The organism is Lentzea sp. NBC_00516 (assembly GCF_036346835.1).
GTDB lineage: Bacteria > Actinomycetota > Actinomycetes > Mycobacteriales > Pseudonocardiaceae > Lentzea > Lentzea sokolovensis.
The window spans coordinates 6,730,836-6,749,211 of record NZ_CP107840.1; the positions used below are offsets into that span (position 1 = coordinate 6,730,836).

An 18,376-nucleotide genomic window follows, 5' to 3' on the forward strand; every position below is an offset into this window, starting at 1 on the left:
GTCGGCGGAACACGAGACATCCGTTTGGCACCGGCTGACACACACCGTGACCATTTGGGGTCCAATCAGGCGACGCCCAGGTCAACTGTCAAGAAGATCAGCTCTACGTTTCGCTATTGTAACTACTTTAGGTAACTGCCCTGCTCCGTTTAGGTACACACTGTGGTAGGACAGACGTTGAACGGTCAGACAGCTTCTACCGTGATTGTCGATAGGAATTGATTACCACCGGCGGGGGCGACGTGACTCGGCGTAGAGCGAATCGGGACGTGCCGATTCACCGCGCGCGGGGAGCGGCTGTCCGGAGCACCGCATGACGACCCGCGGCGCGCTCCGCGAGCTCGTGGGTTTGCGCGAGTTCCGCGCCATGTGGATCGGCTCGACCGCTTCGACCGCCGGAGACCAGCTCGCGGCGGTCGCATTGTCACTGCTCGTATTCGAGCGAACACAATCCGCTGCCTGGACCGCCCTCACGTGGTCGCTGACGCTGTTCCCGCCACTGATTTCGGGCCCGTTGCTCGGCTGGGTCGCCGACCGGTTCCCGCGACGCACCGTAATGGTGACGACGGCCTGGATGCAGGCCGTGCTCATGGGCGCGATGGCCATTCCCGGCATGCCCCTGTGGGCCATGATCGTGCTGCTCGTGGTGGTTCTGGCGATCTCCTCGCCGTACCTCGCGGCCCAGGAGGCGAGCCTCCCTCACGTACTCCCGCCGAAACGCTACGACGACGGTGTGGCGCTCTTCGGCACGTCCGTCGACATCGCCCAGATGGCGGGTCTCGCCGCCGCGGGCTTCCTCGTCGCCCACAGCGGCCCGGGCCTCGCGCTCGGGATCAACGCGGTCACGTTCGCCGCCCTGGCGATCCTGGTGCAGACGTCCGTGAAGCACCGCCCGGCCGCCGATCCGCTGGGCCGCAAGAAGAAGGACGACGAAGAACCGCGCGGCGTGCTCACGCTGATGGTGTCGGAGCCGCGATTGAGGACCCTGCTGGGCGTCCGGATGCTCGCGGGCCTCGCGATGGTCCCGGAAGGACTCGCGGTCCCGCTGGCGGCGAGCCTGAACGCCGTGTGGGCGGTCGGCCTGATCCTCGCCATCGAACCCGCCGCGAACGTGCTGGGTGTGGCGCTGCTCTTCCGTCTCGTGCGGGATCCGGCGAAGCGAGAACGGCTGATCGGCCCGCTGGCGATCCTGTCGCTGGCGCCGTTGGTCATGTTCGCTTTCAACCCGAACCTGACCTGGACGATCGTTCTGCTCGTGATTGCCGGTATAGGCGGGGCTTATCACACACCCGCTCGTTCGGCGTGGATGCGCCTGCTACCCGACCAGTACCGCGGAAGGGCTTATGGCATTGGGCGCGCGGCGTTGCGTTCGAGCCAGGGTGGTGGAATGGCGCTGGCCGGTGTCGTCGCTCATTCGATCGGATCGGTGACGGCCACGATCGCCGGCGCGGGCGGCATCGGACTGCTGCTCGCGACGCAGGCAACCTTCGCCTGGCGACGTGCTCGGGGTCGCGATGGCACGAAGGCGGTGGCAATCTGAAACAGAACGGTCACCAATAGCGATATCCGTCGTAGAGGCACCATGATGATCTGGATGCGAGATTGAAGCCGACTAGAGGAAGGGTGGCGTTCAGAAGTCTCGGTTGCACATGGAAGGACACCTCCTCGTTGCGACAAGCGGCAGCGCGGTGGTCTACGACCTGGTCAGCGGCGGCTTAGCTCATGACTTGCCATGAGCGTAGGGGGTCGTGGTGAAGAACAGTTTGACTGATCGCGGGCGATCGCGGGCACTCGGCTTGACTCCGATTCGCAACTGGGACCTTTGGACCGTTGCGCCCAGTGCGATCGCATACTTTTTCGTGCTCGAAGCGGCCGTGGCCGTTGCCGCCATCTGGCTGCTGACGAAGCTCACCGACGTCGCGACCACCGACTGGCTCCGATTCGCCGCGCTCATCGCCGCGATCACCATCCACCTGACCGTCGTGCGCAGAGCGGAAGAAGCCCGCCGCAACGAGGCCTCAGGGCCCCACATAGACCTGACCTCGGTCTGGACCTTCGCCGCGGCCGTGGCACTGCCCGGCGGCCTGGCCGTGATCGCCACGATCTGGATGCGAATCCTGATCCAGCCGATCGCCCGCCGCCAGCCCTACCGCTTCGTCTTCGGCACCGCCTCCATGCTCGCCTCGACCCTCCTGTCCTGGGCACTGGTGCACCTGTCGGGCGTCTCGCTGGCCGCCACCGGGAACATCCCGACGGACCTGAGCCTCGTCCTGATCCTCGCGATAGCCGCGGTCGTCTACTGGCTGGTCCAGGTGATGACCGTCGCGGCCGCGTTCAAGATCGTGACGCCGAACTCGAAGATCCTCGACTTCCTCGGCTCCAAGGTCGACAACATGCTCGAGATGAGCACGCTCGGCGCCGGCGCCATGCTCGGCATGCTCATGACGAGCCACTGGGTCGGACCGTTGTTGCTGACCGTGCCGGTGATCCTGGTCAACGCGCTGCTGTCGCGTGCGGGTGAACGCCGCACCCACCTGGAACGCCTGCTGCGCGAACAGGAACAGCTCCACCAGCGCCTGGCCGCGGACGCCCACACCGACTACCGCACGGGCCTGCTCAACACCAACGGACTCACCGAGTACGCGGGCCGCCTGGCCGAACGCTGCCGCCTGGACGGCGAACCGATGACCGTCCTGGTGATCGACCTCGACCACTTCAAGCGCATCAACGACACCTGGGGCCACCCGGCGGGCAACGCCGTCCTGGCCGAGGTGGGCCGGATCCTGCGCGAGAAGCTCCGCCCCGGCGACGTGGCGGGCAGGGACGGCGGCGAGGAGTTCGTGGTGGCGCTGAAGGACACCCCGGTGGCCCAGGGCGTGACGATCGCCGAACGCATCCGCGAGGCCATCGGCTCCCTGGCCGTCCCGACCACCGACAAGCACCGCAACGTGGTCACCCTGTACGGCCGCGAGATCCAGCCCCCGGAACCGGAAGGCGAGTCGCTGCAGGCGATCTCGGCGTCCATCGGCGTGGCGGTGATCCCGGACAACGGCCCGGACATGGCCACCGCACAGCACTCGGCGGACGCGGCGCTCTACAAGGCCAAGGAGAACGGCCGCAACCAGGTCCGCGTGGCAGGCCTGGACATCCCGCCGCGGCTGATGCCCGCGCCCCGTCAGGACGACGTGACCAAGCCGATCAGCTCACGCAGTGCGTGACCGTCGCCAGGACACGGCCCGGCAGACCAGGTAGATCACGAAGCTCAGGGCCGTCACGAGGGCGCTGACGGGCAGCGCCGGCACGAGCGACAGCAGGATGCCTCCCACCGCGGCGATCTCGGCGAAGACGACGGACAGGATCGTGGCCCGCAAAGGCGACGCGGTGAGACGCATCGCCGCGGCCGCCGGCGTGATCATCAACGCCAGCACCAGCAACGCGCCCACGACCTGAACGGACAGCGCGGTCGCGACACCGACCAGCACCGCGAACACGATCGACAGCGTCCGCACCGGAACCCCGCGCGACACCGCCACGTCCGGGTCCACCGACGCGAAGAACAACGGCCGGTAGATGAACGCCATCACCACCAGGACGGCGATGGACGAGATCACCAGGAGCTTGAGGTCGGTGGAGTCGACGCCGACGATCTGACCGGTCAGCAGACCGAACTTGTTGGACGTGCGCCCCTTGTAGAGCGCGAGCATCAGGATGCCCATGCCGAGCCCGAACGCGAGAATCGCGCCGATCACCGAGTCGCGGTCGCTCTCGCGGCGTGACAGCACACCGAGCAGCACCGCGGCGATGATCGACCCGGCCAGCGCGCCGTACCCGATGCCGACGCCGAGCAGCAACGCCGCCGCACCACCGGTGAACGCGAGCTCACTGGTGCCGTGCACCGCGAACGCCATCTTGCGCGTGACCACGAGCGGACCGAGAACGCCGGCCACCAGCCCCAGCACCGCGGCCGCGATCAACGCGGTCTGCACGAAGTCCAGTTCGAGCAGGTCGAAGAACGTCACGACGCGGCCTCCGCCGACAGGTGGTGCGTCTGCTCCTCGCAGGCGCCGGCGCCGACCACCAGGATCTGGTCGCGCACCCGCACGACCTCGACCGGCGTCCGGTACAGCTCGGACAACGTGCGGGAGTTCATGACCTCTTCCGGCGTACCTACGCGGAACCGCCCGCCCACCAGGTACAGGACCCGGTCGACGAGCGGCAGCACGGGATTCAGTTCGTGCGTCACGAAGAGAACCGCGGTGTCGGACTCACGACGCCGTTTGTCGATCAGCTCGGACACGATCCGCTGGTTCGCGAGGTCCAGCGACAGCAACGGCTCGTCGCACAGCATCACGGTCGGGTCGCCGACCAGCGCCTGCGCGACCCGCAACCGTTGCTGCTCCCCGCCGGACAGCACCCCGATCGGCGAATCCGCGTATCGGGTACCGCCCACGGCCTCGATGGCCGCGTCGACACGGATCTTGCGCTCCCGGCGGCCGCCCAGCCCGAAACCCCACCGGTGGCCGTCCAGGCCCAGTCCGACGAGATCGCGGCCGCGCAACGTCATGGACTGGTCGAGCGCTCGCTGCTGCGGGACGTACCCGATGGAGTGGTTGCCGCCCGCGATCGAGACCGTGCCGGAGGACAGCGGCTGCAGTCCGAGCAGCACGCGCATCAGGCTGGTCTTGCCGGAGCCGTTCGGCCCCAGGACCGCGAGGAACTCACCGGGTTCGACGTCGAGGTCGAGCCCGTCCCACAACACTCTGTCCCCGTAGGACAGCCGGGCCCCGCGCAGCGAGATCGCGCTCATGCCTTGAGCGCCTGCGTGAGCGCGTCAACCTGCTTGCTCATCCAGTCAAGGTAGCCGGTCACGCCCTCGGGCAACGTCTCGGTGACCGCGACGACGGGAACGCCCGCCGCCCTGGCCTTCTCGACCACGCTCTTCGTGACCTGGTTCTCGGTCTGGGTGTTCTCCACCAGGACGTTGACCTGCTTGGACTCGACCAGCTGGTTCATCGACGCGAGGGCGGCGGCCGGCACGTCCGACTCCTCCTCGATCGCCTTGCTGAACGCCTCGGGCGTCACGTCCTCGGCGCCGGACTCGTCGATCAGGTAGTGCGCGATCGGCTCGGTCGACGCGACCTTGCGGTCCTTGCCGATGCCGGCGACCTTCTTCTCCAGCTCCTCGAGCTTGGTGGTGAAGTCCGCCGTGTTCTTCTCGAACGTCGTCTTCTTGTCCGGCGCGAGGGCGCCCAGTTCGTTCGCCGCGGCCTCGGCCACCGCCTGGACGGTGTGCAGGTCGTACCAGACGTGCTCGTTCACGCTGTGGTCGTGACCGTCGGCGTCGGGCGCGCCGGTCTGCGGTTCCGCGTGGTTGTCGCGCAGTGGGAACGCCTCGATCTTCTTGGTGGCGTCGCTGGTGATCAGCTTGGCGAAGAAGTCGTCGTAGCCGCCGCCGTTGAACACGACCAGCTTGGCGTCCTTGACCAGTGCCGCGTCCGCGGGCTTGCTCTCGTACGAGTGCGGGTCGGCCGCCGGGTCGTCGAGCAGGGCCTTGACCTCGACCTCGTCGCCGCCGACCGCCTTGATGACGCTGCCCCACACGTTGGTGGAGGCGACGACCTGGATCTTGCCGCTGTCGGCAGACGGCGTGGTAGTGCCGCAGGCGGCCAGGCTCACGACGGCGAGAGTGCCGACCAGAGCATTGCGGAGAGTCATCACGCCGTCCCTCGATCAGGTAATGGAAACCGTTGTCGAGTTCAGCTTACGACACGAAAAAGCCCCCGGCGGTCACGCCGGGGGCTCGAACGTGTGACTCAGGACTCCAGGCGCTCGCCCGTCTCGGGGTGGAACAGGTGGATCTCGGTGTCGTCGCGCACGGCGACCTTCACGTGCTGCCCCAGGGTCGGCGGCGTGCGGCCGTCGACGCGGACGACGAAGCGCTGCGACGAGTCGCCGATCTTCACGGCACCGTGCACGAGCGCGTCGGCACCGAGTTCCTCGACCAGCTCGACGGTCATCTCCATGCCCTCGTCGGTCGACGGCACGATGCCGAGCGCCTCGGGCCGGATGCCGAAGGTGACCTCGTCCAGACCGCCGGCGGCATCGTGCGCGGCACGGCTCAGCGGCACGATGATGCCGTCGAGCTTCGCGCCCTCCGCCGAGATCGGCACGGTCTTGAGGTTCATGGCCGGCGAGCCGATGAAGCCCGCGACGAACGCGTTGGCCGGACGGTCGTACAGCGCGCGAGGCGTGTCGCACTGCTGCAGCAGGCCGTCCTTGAGCACCGCGACGCGGTGGCCCATCGTCATGGCCTCGACCTGGTCGTGCGTGACGTAGATCGTGGTGGTGCCGAGACGCTGCTGGAGAGCGGCGATGTTCGCACGCGTCTCGACGCGCAGCTTGGCGTCCAGGTTGGACAGCGGCTCGTCCATGAGGAACACGGACGGCTCACGCACGATGGCGCGACCCATGGCGACGCGCTGACGCTGACCGCCGGACAGCGCCTTCGGCTTGCGCTCCAGGTACTTCTGCAGGTCGAGCATCTTGGCGGCCTCTTCGACCTTCGCCTTGATCTCGGGCTTCGGCACACCGCGCAGCTTGAGCGCGAAGCCCATGTTCTCCGCGACGGTCATGTGCGGGTACAGCGCGTACGACTGGAACACCATCGCGATGTCCCGGCCCTTCGGCGGCACGTTCGTGACGTCCTTGCCACCGATCTGGATGGCGCCCTCGTCGATGTCCTCGAGGCCCGCGAGCATGCGCAGCGCCGTCGACTTACCGGAACCAGACGGACCGACCAGCACCAGGAACTCGCCGTCGCTCACCTCGAGGGAAAGCTCGTCGACCGCGCGGACCGGCGGGTTACCGGAGAAGATCCGCGAAGCCTTGACGTAGGACACCTCTGCCATGTGACGCACCTTTCACCGCTTGTCTGGGCGCGACGTTATGCATTGCAAGCGCTTACGGGAACAGACGTAAGCGCTTACGTTTCGAGGCAGGACAACGTAAGCGCTTACGTTCGGAACGCTTCCGCGCACGACCGATGAGTTCTCCGCGGCGCCCCGGTCCACCCCTGTGAACACCGAACACAGGAGGAGACAGATGGGCAACGTGCGAGTGCACTTCTCGATGTCACTGGACGGCTTCGTGGCCGACCCGGGCAACGGCTTCGGCTGGCTGGCCCACACGACGGACCAGCCAGAGCTCGTCAACAGCTACGCCGAGCGCACGGGCGCCATCCTCGGCGGCCGCAAGGGCTGGGACCAGATGCCGGACCCCAGCGCCGCGTACAACGGTCAGTTCGTGGGCAAGCTCTTCATCCTGACCCACCACCCGGAGGACGCGACGCCCCACGACGGTGTCACGTTCCTGACCTGCGACGTGGCCGAGGCGGTGCGGATCGGGCTCGAGGCCGCGGACGGCAAGGACCTCGAGGTGTTCTCGCCGACCATCGCCCGTCAGCTGATCGAGCGGGGACTCCTCGACGAGATCGCCCTGCACATCGCGCCCGTGCTGCTCGGCGACGGCCTCAGGCTCTACGACAACCCAGGCGGAGCGCCGATCCACCTGCACCGGCTCGACACCGCGGACGCCCACTCGGAGGTGGACGTGCGGTATCGGCCGGTGCGGGAGACGATCAGCCCTTGACGGCGCCGGACGCGAGGCCCTGCACCAGGAACCGTTGCACCAGGTAGAAAACGATGATCGCGGGAATCGCGACCAGGATGGAGGCGGCGGCCAGGTGGCCCCACTCCGTCCTGTTCTGCTGCACGAACACCTGCAGCCCGACCGCCAGCGTCTTCGACTCGTCCGCGGCGGACAGGAACGCGGACGCGAACGCCACCTCGCCCCAGGCCGTCAGGAACGCGTAGAACGACGTGACCGCGAGACCCGGCTTGGCCAGGGGAATGATCAGCCGCCAGAACACGCCGAACGGGGAGAGCCCGTCCATGCGGCCGGCCTCGTCGATGTCGGCCGGCACCGTGTCGAAGTAGCCCTTCAACATGTAGGTGCAGAACGGGACCGCGGTCGTGCAGTAGACCAGCACGAGGCCGATGGAGGTTCCGTTGAGCCCCAGCGCGATCAGGATGTTGTACAGCGGCACGATGAGCACCGCGAACGGGAACATCTGCACCAGCAGGAACGACATCATCAGGCCGCGCTTGCCGGGGAAGCGGAACCGCGAGGCCGCGTACCCGGCGGTGGCCGAGATGAAGACGCCGATCACCGTGGTCATCAGCGCGATCACCACGGAGTTGCCGAACCAGGCGAGGAAGTCGCCCTTCTCGCCAGCCAGGATCCGCGTGTAGTTGTCCAAAGAGGACTCGTTGACCAGCTTCGGGGTCGGCTCGACCGCGCGGGCGTCCGGCTTCAGCGAGGTGACGAACACCCAGAAGACCGGGAACACCGCGATGGCCGCGGCGACGATCAGCGTGGCGTGCAGGGCGATCGACGCGCCCTTGGACCGGTCCTTCCTGCGCAACCGGCGATCGGTGGCCGCGACCACCTGGAGAGACGAAGCGTCGAGCGTCATCACCACACCTCGCCCTGCTTGCGCAGCGCTCGCCGGTAGATCGTGGCGAACACCAACAACACCGAAAGGATCAGCACGCCGTAGGTCGACGCGATGGCGTAGTCACGGGAGGCACCCGAGAAGAAGCGCTCGAACGCGTAGGTGACCAGGATCCGGGCGTTCGGGTTCGGGCCGGCGATCAGGTAGATCACCGGGAACATGTTGAACGTCCAGATGATGCCCAGCAGCACCACCGTCGACGACACGGAACGCAGTCCTGGCAACGTGACGTGCCGGAACCGCTGCCAGGGCGTGGCACCGTCCACTTCGGCCGCTTCGTAGAGGTCGCCGGGAATCGACTGCAGGCCACCGAGAAGCGCCACCATCATGAACGGCACGCCGAGCCAGGTGTTCACGATGATCACCGACACCAGCGCCCAGTTCGACTGGCCGAGCCACACCGGGTCCGGCAGGCCGACCGAGCGCAGGAGCTGGTTGATGATCCCGTACTGCGCGTTGAACATGTACTTCCACGCGAACGCGCTGATGAATGCGGGCACGGCCCACGGCAGGATCAGCAGCACCCGGTAGAACGAACGGCCGCGCACCTGGCGGTTCAGCAGCATCGCCAGGCCGAGACCGATGGCGTAGTGCAGGACCACGCACGAGAAGGTCCAGATCAGCGTGCGGACGAGCGTGCCCCAGAAGTCGCCGAACGACTCACCGCCGGTGAGCACGTTGAGGTAGTTCTTGAAGCCGACGACGTCGTAGGTGGCCGGCCGATCGAGGATCGGGTTGGCGATGTTGCTCTCGTTGATGTTCGTGAAGGTGAAGAACACGCCCTGGGCGAGCGGGTAGAGCACCAACACCGCGATGACCACCACGACCGGCAGCACCATCGCATACGCGTACCAGTACCTGTCCAGGAACCGACGCACCGAGATCTCCCCTCAGGCGAACGGCCGGGGCGCGAGGCCCCGGCCGTCCAGCATCAATCAGCCGATGGAGTACTCGGGAACGACCTTGTCCTTGTACGCCTTGGCGACGTCGTCAAGGGCGGTCTTGGCGTCCTTCTTGCCGGCCAGGAAGTCGGCGTAACCGATCTTCAGCGGGTCGAACAGCTCGCCACCCTCCGGGATCCACGGACGCTCGTGCGCGACCTTGGCGACCGGCTCGAACGCGGCGACGATGGCGTTGGCCTTGACGTCGGCGTTCTGGTAGGCCGACTTGCGGCTCGGCAGCAGGCCGAGCTCCTTCGCGATGGCCGACTGCGACTCGACCGACGCCATGCAGGTGATGAACTTGATCGACGACTGCTTCGCCTTGGTGGCCTTGCGGATCACGTAGTCGTGGCCACCGACGGGCGCGCTGCCCTTGCCCGCGGACGGACCGGGGACCGCGGCGATGCCGAGGTTCGCCGGGTCGGTGAACGCGGCGCCCTTGAGGTAGTCGGCGACGGCCCACGGGCCGTTGATGACCATGGCGGCCTCACCGGACGAGAACGCGGCCTGCATGTTCGAGTACGAGTTCGTCGCGTCGAGCGCCGTGGTGGCGGACTTGCCGTCGAGCAGGCTCTTCGCGGTCTCGAGCGCCTTCACGTTCTGCGCGGAGTTCACGACGATCTTCTTGGCGGACGCGTCGACCAGGTCGCCGCCCTCGCCGTAGATGAACGGCAGCGCGTAGTACGCGTCGTTGTTGAGGAAGAACGACTTCTCGCCGCCCAGCTTGGCGGACGCGGCCTTGAGCTCGTCCCAGGTCTTGGGCGGCTCGACACCGGCGTCGGCGAGCTTCTTCTTGTTGTAGATCAACGCGAGCGAGTCGGTCACCTGCGGCACCGCGTAGGTCTTGCCCTCGTACTTCGTGGAACCGAGCGGGGCCTCCAGGAAGTCGGAGGTGTCCTTCGCGAGGTCGGTGTCCGACAGGTCCTCGACCAGGCTCAGCTTCGCGAGCTGCGGCACCCACGCGACCTCGGAGCGGAAGACGTCGGGGCCCTGACCACCCTGAGCCGCGGTCTTGTAGTTGTTGAGCGCGCCGTCGAACGCCTGCGTCTCAACCTTGACCTTGTAGCCGTCCTTGGTGGCGCAGCCTTCGGCGATCTTCTTGAAGACCGGGCTCTCGTTGGGACCACTGGTGTCCCAGAAGGTCACCTCGCCCGAGTCGGTTCCGCTGTTGCTGCTCGATCCACCGCTTCCGCAGGCGGTGAGCACGAGGGCGACACCCGTCGCCATGGCGGTCACGAGGGTTGTCCGTCGCATCGTTGCTGCCGTTCCCTCCAGCTGGGGCCTCGTCTCCGAGTGAGGCGAGGGTCTTGCAAGGTTTTGCGATAATGTTGCGGGCGATTTCACTACCAGAACCATGGTCAGGTCAAGACGTCGACCGTAACCAAGCCGTAACGGCCCTGTCTTGCAAACGCTCGTTGCAAATTTTTTCTTAACACGGCAGGCTTGCGCCAAACCTGATCTGAGCTGGGAGGCAACGTGTCCGGACTGTCCGAGATCGCGAGGGCAGCCGGGGTGTCCATCTCGACCGTGAGCCGTGTTCTCAACAGGCGCGCCGGTGTGAACGAGGAGACCCGGCAGCGGGTGCTGTCGGTCCTCGCGGAGATGCCGTACACCCCGCGCGGACTCGGTGCGTTGCAACGCACCGGCGTGATCGGCCTGCTGGTGCCGGAGCTCTCGAACCCGGTCTTCCCGGCGTTCGCCGAGGCCCTGGAGACGCGGGCCGCGCGCCTGGGCTACTCGTCGCTGCTGTGCAACACCCGCAGCGGCGCCCCGATGGGCGAGGAGGAGTACGTCCGGATGCTCCTGGCCCGCGGGGTCGAGGGCATGGTGTTCGTGTCACCGGAGATCACCAACGTCGAGGTGCCGCTCGGTCAGGCGCCCCGCCCGAGCTACTACGCGAAGCTCCTGGCGGACGGCGTCCACATGGTCTTCCTGAACGGTGCCACGCCCGCGCTGGACGTGCCCGACGTGACGGTGGACGAGCAGCTCGCGGGCTACATGGCCACCAAGCACCTGATCGAACTGGGCCACGAACGGATCGGGTTCGTCTCGGGTCCGGCGCGCTCGCTGCCGTCGCGCCTGAAGCGCGCCGGCTGGGCTGCCGCGCTGGAGGAGAACCACCTGCCGGCGGGCTCGGAGTACGTCGCGCACGCGCCGTTCAGCGCGGAGGGCGGCGGTCAGGCCGTGGCGCAGCTACTGGACACGGTGACGCCCACGGCGGTGATCTGCTCGTCCGACCACATGGCGCTCGGCGTCATGCGCGAGGCGCACCAGCGAGGGATCTCGGTACCCGGAGAGCTGTCGGTGGTCGGGTTCGACGACATCCCATTGGCTGCCTATTCTTCGCCCGCTTTGACGACGCTCGCCCAGCCGATCGAGGAGATGGCCGCGGCCGCGATCGACGAGCTCGTGCTGCGCCTGGATCCCGATCGCCGCAGGCAGGGGACCGACAACTACACCCGCGTGTTCCGGCCGCGGCTCGTCGCGAGGGAATCGTCTGCGCCTCCGAAATGAGATGACCGATTGACCTAATTGGTCTGGACCAACTTCTGAACAAGGCAGATGGGTCAACCTGCGCGGATGCGTCATTTGAGGGACGCAGGTCACCCTGACTTCACGAATTGGTTCTGAACCGTTACGGTCCTTTCATGGCACGGTCGATGCATGTGCGACGTCCGGCGACGTTGGCCTCTCTGGCCGCTGAGCTGGGCGTTTCCCGGACAACGGTGTCCAACGCGTACAACCGTCCCGACCAGCTCTCGCCCGAGCTGCGTCGGCGGGTGTTGGACACGGCCCGAAGGCTGGGTTATCCCGGCCCGGATCCTGTGGCGCGTTCGCTGCGCACGCGCAAGGCCGGGGCGGTGGGCCTGCTGCTCACCGAGAACCTCTCCTACGCGTTCCGCGACCCGGCCGCGATCGGGTTCCTGGAGGGCCTCGCGCTCGCGTGCGAGGACGCCGGAACCGGTCTGCTGCTGGTGCCCGCCAACCCCGAACGCGAGGACGTCGCGTCCGTCCACCGTGCCGGTGTCGACGGCTTCGTCGTCTACTCGGTGCCGGACGACGACCCGCACCTCGCCGCCGTGCTGGAACGCCCGGTGCCCACCGTCGTCTGCGACCAGCCGGACCTCGGCACCGTGGACCGCGTCGGCATCGACGACCGCGGCGCGATGTACGAGCTCGCGAAGCACCTGATCGGGCTGGGCCACCGCCGCATCGGCGTCGTCTGCATGCGTCTCGCGCGTGACCGCAACGACGGCTTCGTGACGCCGGACCGCCAGCACGCCGCGCACTTCCACGTGCAGCGCAACCGCCTGTCGGGTCTGGCAGAGGCGTTCAGCGAGGCCGGCGTCGACTGGTCGCAGGTGCCCGTGGCCGAGCGCTTCGACCACAACATGGTCTCCGGTGCGTCCGGCGCGGCCCAGGTCCTCGACCGCGACCCGCAGATCACCGCCCTGATCTGCACCTCGGACGTGCTGGCGCTGGGCGCGATGACCGAAGCCGCCCGCCGTGGCCTGCGCGTCCCGCACGACATCACGGTGACCGGGTTCGACGGCATCCGCGCCGGCGAGGAGGCCGGGCTCACGACGGTCCGTCAGCCGGTGCTGGAGAAGGGCCGGGCGGCGGGCAAGCTGCTGCTCGACACGAACGAGCGCACGCGGCCGAGGTCGGTCAACCTCGCGACCGAACTGATCATCGGCAACACGTCGGCGGCGCCGCGCGGTGGTGCGGATGAGCGCTGGTTCGGGCCCTGAGAAGTGCTGTGACCGTCGGCCTTTGCCCCGTCTTTCGACGGTCAGACGGGTGCATCGCGGCGCCGGCCCCGCGTCCTCGTACTGGTTGTACGGGGGCGCGGGGCCGGTGTCGCGAGGTGCCCTGCTGAGCGCCGGAAGACGCGGTGAAGGCCGCCGGTCACAGCACTTAGTGCTCGAGTCTGAAGACAACGGGTGAGCTGGCCTTTCCGGCCAGCTTCGCCACCAGCAGGTAGTCGCCCGGCCCGACCCGCGTGTGCGCGCCGCAGCCCGGCGTCGAGGTCGAGCCCGCCCACTTGGTGCCGTAGTTGAAGGCTTCCTTGGGCTGCATCACGCGGGTTTCCGTGCCCACCGCCGAGAGGCAGTGGTTGCTCGACCACAACACGGTCGCGCCGTCCGCGGTCAGCACTGTGAGCTCGCGGTGCTGGCGCCCGATGTCCCTGATGCACGGCACCGGGCCGGTGTTGACGACGTCCATCGACAGTTCCGGCTGGTCACCGATGGTGTAGAAGGGCTTGTTGGCCTTCGCCACGACCCCGATCACGTCGTCCGGGCAGGGCTGCGGCGGCCCGGGAGGCGGAGGCGGAGGGGTGGTCTCCGTCGGTGAGGGCGGCGGGGTCGTTGAGGAGGACGACGCGGCGGCCGGGCTCTCGGACATGCTCGGCGGCGGGTTCGAGGACGACGCAGCGGCCGCGTTCGAGGGCTGGGCGGTCTCGGCGTCCGAGCCGAACATCCCGACGATCCAGATGACGAGCAGGAGTGTGACCAGCCCTGCCCCGATCGCGGCGAGGCGGCGGCGCCAGTACACCGTGGGCGGCAGCGGACCTGTGGGCTCGATCACGGCCCGAACGTAGCCCGACCAGGTCTGATCCAGGCGTAGGCGAGCGTCGCTCGATCCGGTGAACGTGATATTGAGCGGAAACCCCTTGTGAACGTGCGCTAACTCCGGTTCCAATCGACGTGGGGTCCGCCGGTAGGCCATGGAGGTGTGTCACATGACCGCGATCGACGAACTGCTCAAGCGGAACTACGAGCTCGGGAACGTGGTTCCAGGAGATCGCTCGTCCGCGAAGCCGTCCCTGCAGGTGGCGATTCTGACCTGCATGGACTCGCGCATCCGGGTGTTCGAGATCTTCGGGTTGAAGCAGGGTGAGGCGCACGTGCTGCGCAACGCGGGAGGGGTCGTCACCGACGACGCCATCCGCTCGCTCGCGCTGAGCCAGCGCAAGCTCGGCACGCGCGAGGTGCTGCTCGTGCACCACACGAACTGCGGCCTGGAGATGGTGACCGAGGACGACTTCAAGGACGAGCTGGAGACCGACACCGGTCTGCGCCCGACCTGGGCCGTCGAGGCGTTCAAGGTCGTCGAGCAGAGCGTGCGCGGGTCGATGGCCCGGCTGCGGCGCAGCCCGTTCATCCCGCACACGGACAAGATCCGCGGGTTCGTCTACGACGTGCACACCGGTGAACTGCGCGAGGTCGACGCCGCCGAGACCGCCGCCGCCTGAAGTTCGTTGTGAAGGGCCCCCTCCGGGGGGCCTTTTCGTTGCGCGACAATGGCAGGCGATGAATCACGAGTTGCTGTTGGGCTGGTGGGACACCACCGCCCGTGACCTGCCGTGGCGCCGTCCCGACTGCACCGCCTGGGGCGTGCTGGTCAGCGAGATCATGTTGCAGCAGACGCCGGTCTCCCGCGTCGAGCCGATCTGGCACGAGTGGCTGGCGCGCTGGCCGGTGCCGTCGGCGATGGCCGCGTCCTCGCAGGGCGAGGTGCTGCGGATGTGGGGCAAGCTCGGCTACCCGCGTCGTGCCATGCGGCTGCACGAGGCCGCCACCGCCATCGCACGCGACCATGGCGACGTGGTGCCGTCGGACATCGAGACGCTGGAGTCGTTGCCCGGCATCGGCAGCTACACGGCTCGTGCGGTGGCCACGTTCGCGTACGGGCAGAAGTGCGCTGTCGTCGACACGAACGTCCGGCGCGTGGTCGCGCGGGCCGTGCACGGAGCCGGTGACGCCGGTCCGCCGTCGACCAAGCGCGATCTGCGTGACGTCGAGGCGATCCTGCCGGAGGCCCAGGACGACGCCGCTGTGTTCTCGGCGGCGTTGATGGAGCTCGGGGCGTTGATCTGCACGGCGAAGAACCAGAAGTGCGCGGACTGCCCGTTGTTCGCGGAGTGCGCGTGGCAACTGAACGGCAGGCCGGCCTACGCGGGGCCGGAGAAGAAGGTGCAGAAGTTCGCCGGCACGGACCGTCAGGTGCGCGGCAAGCTGCTCGACGTGCTGCGGGGCGCGCCCGGCCCGGTGCCCAAGATCCAGCTCGACATCGTCTGGAACGACATCACCCAGCGCGAGAAGTGCCTGGTCTCGCTGCTGGACGACGGCCTAGTCGAGCAGACGCGGGACGGCCTGTTCGCACTGCCCGGGGAGCACTGATGCACGCGCTGGTGGCGTTCTTCGACGACGAGGCGGACAAGAAGGTCCGTGAGCTGCAACGACGCGTGGGCACGAAGCACGCGTGGGCGCCGCACCTGACCTACGCCGTCGCGAGCACCATCGGCCCCAAGGTCCGCAAGGAGCTGCGCGAGGACCTGGAACGGCTGTGGCTGCCGGACCTCTACCTGCACACGCTCAGCACGTTCTCGACCTCGGAGAACGTGCTGATGCTGGGCGCGGTGGTCGACACCGAACTGCTCGCGGTCCACTCCGCGATCCACGACGTGCTGGCGAGCAAGGTCAAGAACCCGAGCGCCTACTACCTGCCGGGCAACTGGGTGCCGCACTGCACGCTCGTCCACGACATCGACGACGAGGCGATGAAGGCCGCGTTCGCCGCGGTGTTCCCGGTCGAGCCGATCCGCGCGAAGGTCCGCGAGGTGTCGGTCGTCGACACTCAGACCGGCGAGATCGACGTGCTCAAGAAGGCCTCCACCGCACCCCGGTAGACCCACGGCGCGGTGGCGTGCACGACGTGGCCGGCCTCTTCGACGTAGAGGTACCGGCCACTCGAACGCCGTGCCGCCTCTTCCATCTGGTTCGGCAGCTGACCGCCCTTACCTGCCTCGATGACCAGCGACGGGCACTCGACGGCGTCGATGAGGTCCCAGTACGCGCGCGTGCCCCAGTGGCCCGCGATCTCGTAGAGGTCGTCCATCTCCGCGATCAGGTGCCAGCCGTCCTCGCGTTCCTCGAAGTACTCGGCGAACACGGGCGAGCCGAAGTACGACGTCACGTGCCCGAGCGACTGGAAGGGCACCGGCCAGGCGTCGAAGAGCCACTTCCACTCGTCGATCGTCCTTCCCCTGTTGTCCGGGGCGAAGTCCTCGACCACAATCGCGCGCACCAGGTCCGGACGGGCCGCCGCGAGACACCACGCGTGCAGCCCGCCCATGGAGTGCCCGATCACCACGGCGGGACCGAGGTCCAGGTCCTCGATGGCGGCAGCGGCGTCGGCGACGAAGTCCTCGGTGCGGAACGGCCCCCGCCGCGGGTTTCGGCCGTGCCCGCGCTGGTCGATCCCGACCACGCGGCCGAACGGCCGCAGCCACTGCGCGACCGGCCACCAGGCGGTGGCCCTGCTCATCAGACCGTGCAGGAGCAGTACGCCTTGACCCGTTCCGCCGAACTCCACCACCGACACAGGGATGATTAACGCATGAAGGCCCGCCCGTACCTGATCGCCCTGGTGTTGATCGTGCTCGTCGCAGGTCTGCTCGTCGTGTTCAGAACGCCGAGCAACGATCCGGCGAAGCAGCGGGAGACGTCACCGGAGGCGGCTGTGGAGGCCGGTGCGGGCGCGGGCGACCCCTACTACCCGACGGACGGCAACAGCGGCTACGACGTCACGCTCTACGACCTCGCGATCACCTACGACCCCGGGGCCAAGCAGCTCGACGGCGTCGCGTCCGTCACCGCGACCGCCACGTCCGACCTGTCGCGCTTCAACCTCGACCTGAAGGGCCTGAAGGTCAGCGAGGTGAAGGTCGGTGGCCAGCCGGCGAAGTTCGCGCAGGAGGGCGACCACGAGCTGGTGATCACGCCTGCCGCCCCGCTCGCGAAGGGCAAGCCGTTCACCGCCGTCATCGCCTACGGCGGCAAGCCCACGACGATCGACGACGCCTCGCTGGGCCGCAGCGGCTGGCAGGTCTCGTCCACCGGTGGCGCTTTCGCCGCAGGTCAGCCGCACTCCGCGACGACGTGGTTCCCAGCGAACGACACTCCGCGCGACAAGTCGGCGCTGAAGATCGCGGCCCGCGTCCCCGACGGCTGGACGGCGATCTCGAACGGCCTCGAAGGCCCGGTGACGCGCGACGGCGGCTGGACGACGTTCAACTGGTCGGAGGAGACGCCGCTCGCGACGTACCTGGCCACGGTGGCCATCGACAAGTTCGAGGTGGTGCGCTCCCAGCTGCCGAACGGCACGCCGGTGCTCGACGCCTACGCCCCCGGCACGTCCGCCGCCAAGAAGCCGATCCAGGCCCAGGGCCCCGAGGTCCTCGCGTACCTGGAGACGAAGTTCGGCCCGTACCCGCAGCGCGCGGCGGGCAGCATCTGGGTGGCCGACCAGATCGGGTTCTCGCTGGAGACCCAGACCCGGCCGATCTACGCCGCGTGGGCGGACCTGGAGACGGTCGTGCACGAGAACGCCCACCAGTGGTTCGGCGACTCGGTGTCGATCACGAGCTGGGCGGACATCTGCCTGAACGAGTGCCTGGCGTCCTACGCGCAGTGGCTGTGGCTGGAGAAGGAAGGCACGGATCTCGACCAGCGCTACCGCGAGGGCGTCGAGCAACGGCGCGAGCGGTCGTCGTTCTGGGCGCCGAAGCTCTACGACATGGGCAAGGGCAACGAGTTCCGCGGTGTCTACGACAAGGGCCTCATGGGCATGCACGCGCTGCGCAAGACGGTCGGCGACGACGTGTTCTTCAAGGCCCTGCAGTCGTGGACGGCCAAGCACCGCGACGGCAACGCCACCTGGCCGGAGTTCGAGGACCACTTCAAGCAGGCCTCGGGGCAGCCGCTGGACGGGTTCTTCAAGGCCTGGTTCCGTGACTCGGGCATTCCCGGCGATCAGTACCTGCTGCCTGTCGGTGTGCGCCGCTAGAGTCGGTGTC

At 67.9% G+C, this 18,376-nt stretch carries 18 protein-coding genes; 9 read left to right on the forward strand and 9 right to left on the reverse strand.

The features are described from left to right. Positions 1–313 precede the first annotated feature (313 nt). Together OG205_RS30490 and OG205_RS30495 are read left to right on the forward strand one after the other, a co-directional pair. Positions 314–1,540, forward strand: a complete 1,227-nt coding sequence (locus OG205_RS30490; RefSeq protein WP_330271433.1) for an MFS transporter — start codon at positions 314–316, stop codon at positions 1,538–1,540. A 319-nt stretch (positions 1,541–1,859) separates the two neighbouring features. Beyond that, complete coding sequence (locus OG205_RS30495; RefSeq protein WP_319975950.1) at positions 1,860–3,218, forward strand: GGDEF domain-containing protein; 1,359 nt, start codon at positions 1,860–1,862, stop codon at positions 3,216–3,218. Here the strand turns inward: OG205_RS30495 and OG205_RS30500 are convergent. From OG205_RS30500 to OG205_RS30515, 4 genes are all read right to left on the reverse strand, one after another. Then, positions 3,204–4,019, reverse strand: coding sequence for a metal ABC transporter permease (locus tag OG205_RS30500; protein WP_330271434.1), 816 nt, complete (start codon positions 4,017–4,019; stop codon positions 3,204–3,206). The genes OG205_RS30495 and OG205_RS30500 overlap by 15 nt on opposite strands. After that, on the reverse strand, positions 4,016–4,807 hold the full coding sequence (locus OG205_RS30505; RefSeq protein ID WP_319975952.1) for a metal ABC transporter ATP-binding protein: 792 nt from the start codon (positions 4,805–4,807) through the stop codon (positions 4,016–4,018). The genes OG205_RS30500 and OG205_RS30505 overlap by 4 nt, the downstream gene beginning before the upstream one ends. Continuing rightward, positions 4,804–5,715: a metal ABC transporter solute-binding protein, Zn/Mn family gene (locus OG205_RS30510; protein ID WP_330271435.1), complete on the reverse strand. Its 912-nt coding sequence runs from the start codon at positions 5,713–5,715 to the stop codon at positions 4,804–4,806. The genes OG205_RS30505 and OG205_RS30510 overlap by 4 nt, the downstream gene beginning before the upstream one ends. A gap of 98 nt (positions 5,716–5,813) precedes the next feature. After that, entirely contained in the window at positions 5,814–6,908 is a 1,095-nt protein-coding gene (locus OG205_RS30515) for an ABC transporter ATP-binding protein (RefSeq protein ID WP_330271436.1), read from the reverse strand. A 193-nt stretch (positions 6,909–7,101) separates the two neighbouring features. Between OG205_RS30515 and OG205_RS30520 the strand changes: the two genes are divergently transcribed. Then, on the forward strand, positions 7,102–7,647 hold the full coding sequence (locus OG205_RS30520) for a dihydrofolate reductase family protein (RefSeq protein WP_330271437.1): 546 nt from the start codon (positions 7,102–7,104) through the stop codon (positions 7,645–7,647). On the opposite strand, the gene OG205_RS30525 is transcribed toward OG205_RS30520, so the two are convergent. The 3 genes from OG205_RS30525 to OG205_RS30535 form a co-directional block, all read right to left on the reverse strand. Beyond that, on the reverse strand, positions 7,637–8,533 hold the full coding sequence (locus tag OG205_RS30525; protein ID WP_330271438.1) for a sugar ABC transporter permease: 897 nt from the start codon (positions 8,531–8,533) through the stop codon (positions 7,637–7,639). The two genes, OG205_RS30520 and OG205_RS30525, sit on opposite strands and share 11 nt — an antisense overlap. Next, on the reverse strand, positions 8,533–9,411 hold the full coding sequence (locus OG205_RS30530; RefSeq protein WP_330278259.1) for a carbohydrate ABC transporter permease: 879 nt from the start codon (positions 9,409–9,411) through the stop codon (positions 8,533–8,535). The genes OG205_RS30525 and OG205_RS30530 overlap by 1 nt, the downstream gene beginning before the upstream one ends. A 96-nt stretch (positions 9,412–9,507) precedes the next feature. After that, positions 9,508–10,767, reverse strand: a complete 1,260-nt coding sequence (locus OG205_RS30535) for an extracellular solute-binding protein (protein WP_330271439.1) — start codon at positions 10,765–10,767, stop codon at positions 9,508–9,510. A gap of 222 nt (positions 10,768–10,989) precedes the next feature. On the opposite strand from OG205_RS30535, the gene OG205_RS30540 reads away from it, so the two are divergent. Both OG205_RS30540 and OG205_RS30545 read left to right on the forward strand, forming a co-directional pair. Further along, positions 10,990–12,027: a LacI family DNA-binding transcriptional regulator gene (locus tag OG205_RS30540; protein ID WP_093594115.1), complete on the forward strand. Its 1,038-nt coding sequence runs from the start codon at positions 10,990–10,992 to the stop codon at positions 12,025–12,027. 134 nt (positions 12,028–12,161) lie between these two features. Continuing rightward, on the forward strand, positions 12,162–13,265 hold the full coding sequence (locus tag OG205_RS30545) for a LacI family DNA-binding transcriptional regulator (protein WP_330271440.1): 1,104 nt from the start codon (positions 12,162–12,164) through the stop codon (positions 13,263–13,265). 166 nt (positions 13,266–13,431) lie between these two features. On the opposite strand, the gene OG205_RS30550 is transcribed toward OG205_RS30545, so the two are convergent. After that, positions 13,432–14,103: a hypothetical protein gene (locus OG205_RS30550; protein WP_330271441.1), complete on the reverse strand. Its 672-nt coding sequence runs from the start codon at positions 14,101–14,103 to the stop codon at positions 13,432–13,434. A gap of 154 nt (positions 14,104–14,257) precedes the next feature. Between OG205_RS30550 and OG205_RS30555 the strand changes: the two genes are divergently transcribed. The 3 genes from OG205_RS30555 to OG205_RS30565 are packed head-to-tail and all read left to right on the forward strand — an operon-like array spanning position 14,258 to position 16,207. Next, complete coding sequence (locus OG205_RS30555) at positions 14,258–14,770, forward strand: beta-class carbonic anhydrase (protein WP_319975960.1); 513 nt, start codon at positions 14,258–14,260, stop codon at positions 14,768–14,770. 58 nt (positions 14,771–14,828) lie between these two features. Beyond that, positions 14,829–15,698: an A/G-specific adenine glycosylase gene (locus tag OG205_RS30560; RefSeq protein ID WP_330271442.1), complete on the forward strand. Its 870-nt coding sequence runs from the start codon at positions 14,829–14,831 to the stop codon at positions 15,696–15,698. Further along, positions 15,698–16,207, forward strand: a complete 510-nt coding sequence (locus tag OG205_RS30565; RefSeq protein ID WP_330271443.1) for a 2'-5' RNA ligase family protein — start codon at positions 15,698–15,700, stop codon at positions 16,205–16,207. The genes OG205_RS30560 and OG205_RS30565 overlap by 1 nt, the downstream gene beginning before the upstream one ends. On the opposite strand, the gene OG205_RS30570 is transcribed toward OG205_RS30565, so the two are convergent. After that, positions 16,156–16,902: an alpha/beta fold hydrolase gene (locus OG205_RS30570; protein ID WP_442916602.1), complete on the reverse strand. Its 747-nt coding sequence runs from the start codon at positions 16,900–16,902 to the stop codon at positions 16,156–16,158. The two genes, OG205_RS30565 and OG205_RS30570, sit on opposite strands and share 52 nt — an antisense overlap. Positions 16,903–16,917: 15 nt before the next feature. On the opposite strand from OG205_RS30570, the gene OG205_RS30575 reads away from it, so the two are divergent. Then, positions 16,918–18,366 (forward strand): M1 family metallopeptidase, encoded by a 1,449-nt coding sequence (locus tag OG205_RS30575; RefSeq protein ID WP_330271444.1) that lies wholly within the window; start codon positions 16,918–16,920, stop codon positions 18,364–18,366. Positions 18,367–18,376: the final 10 nt, after the last annotated feature.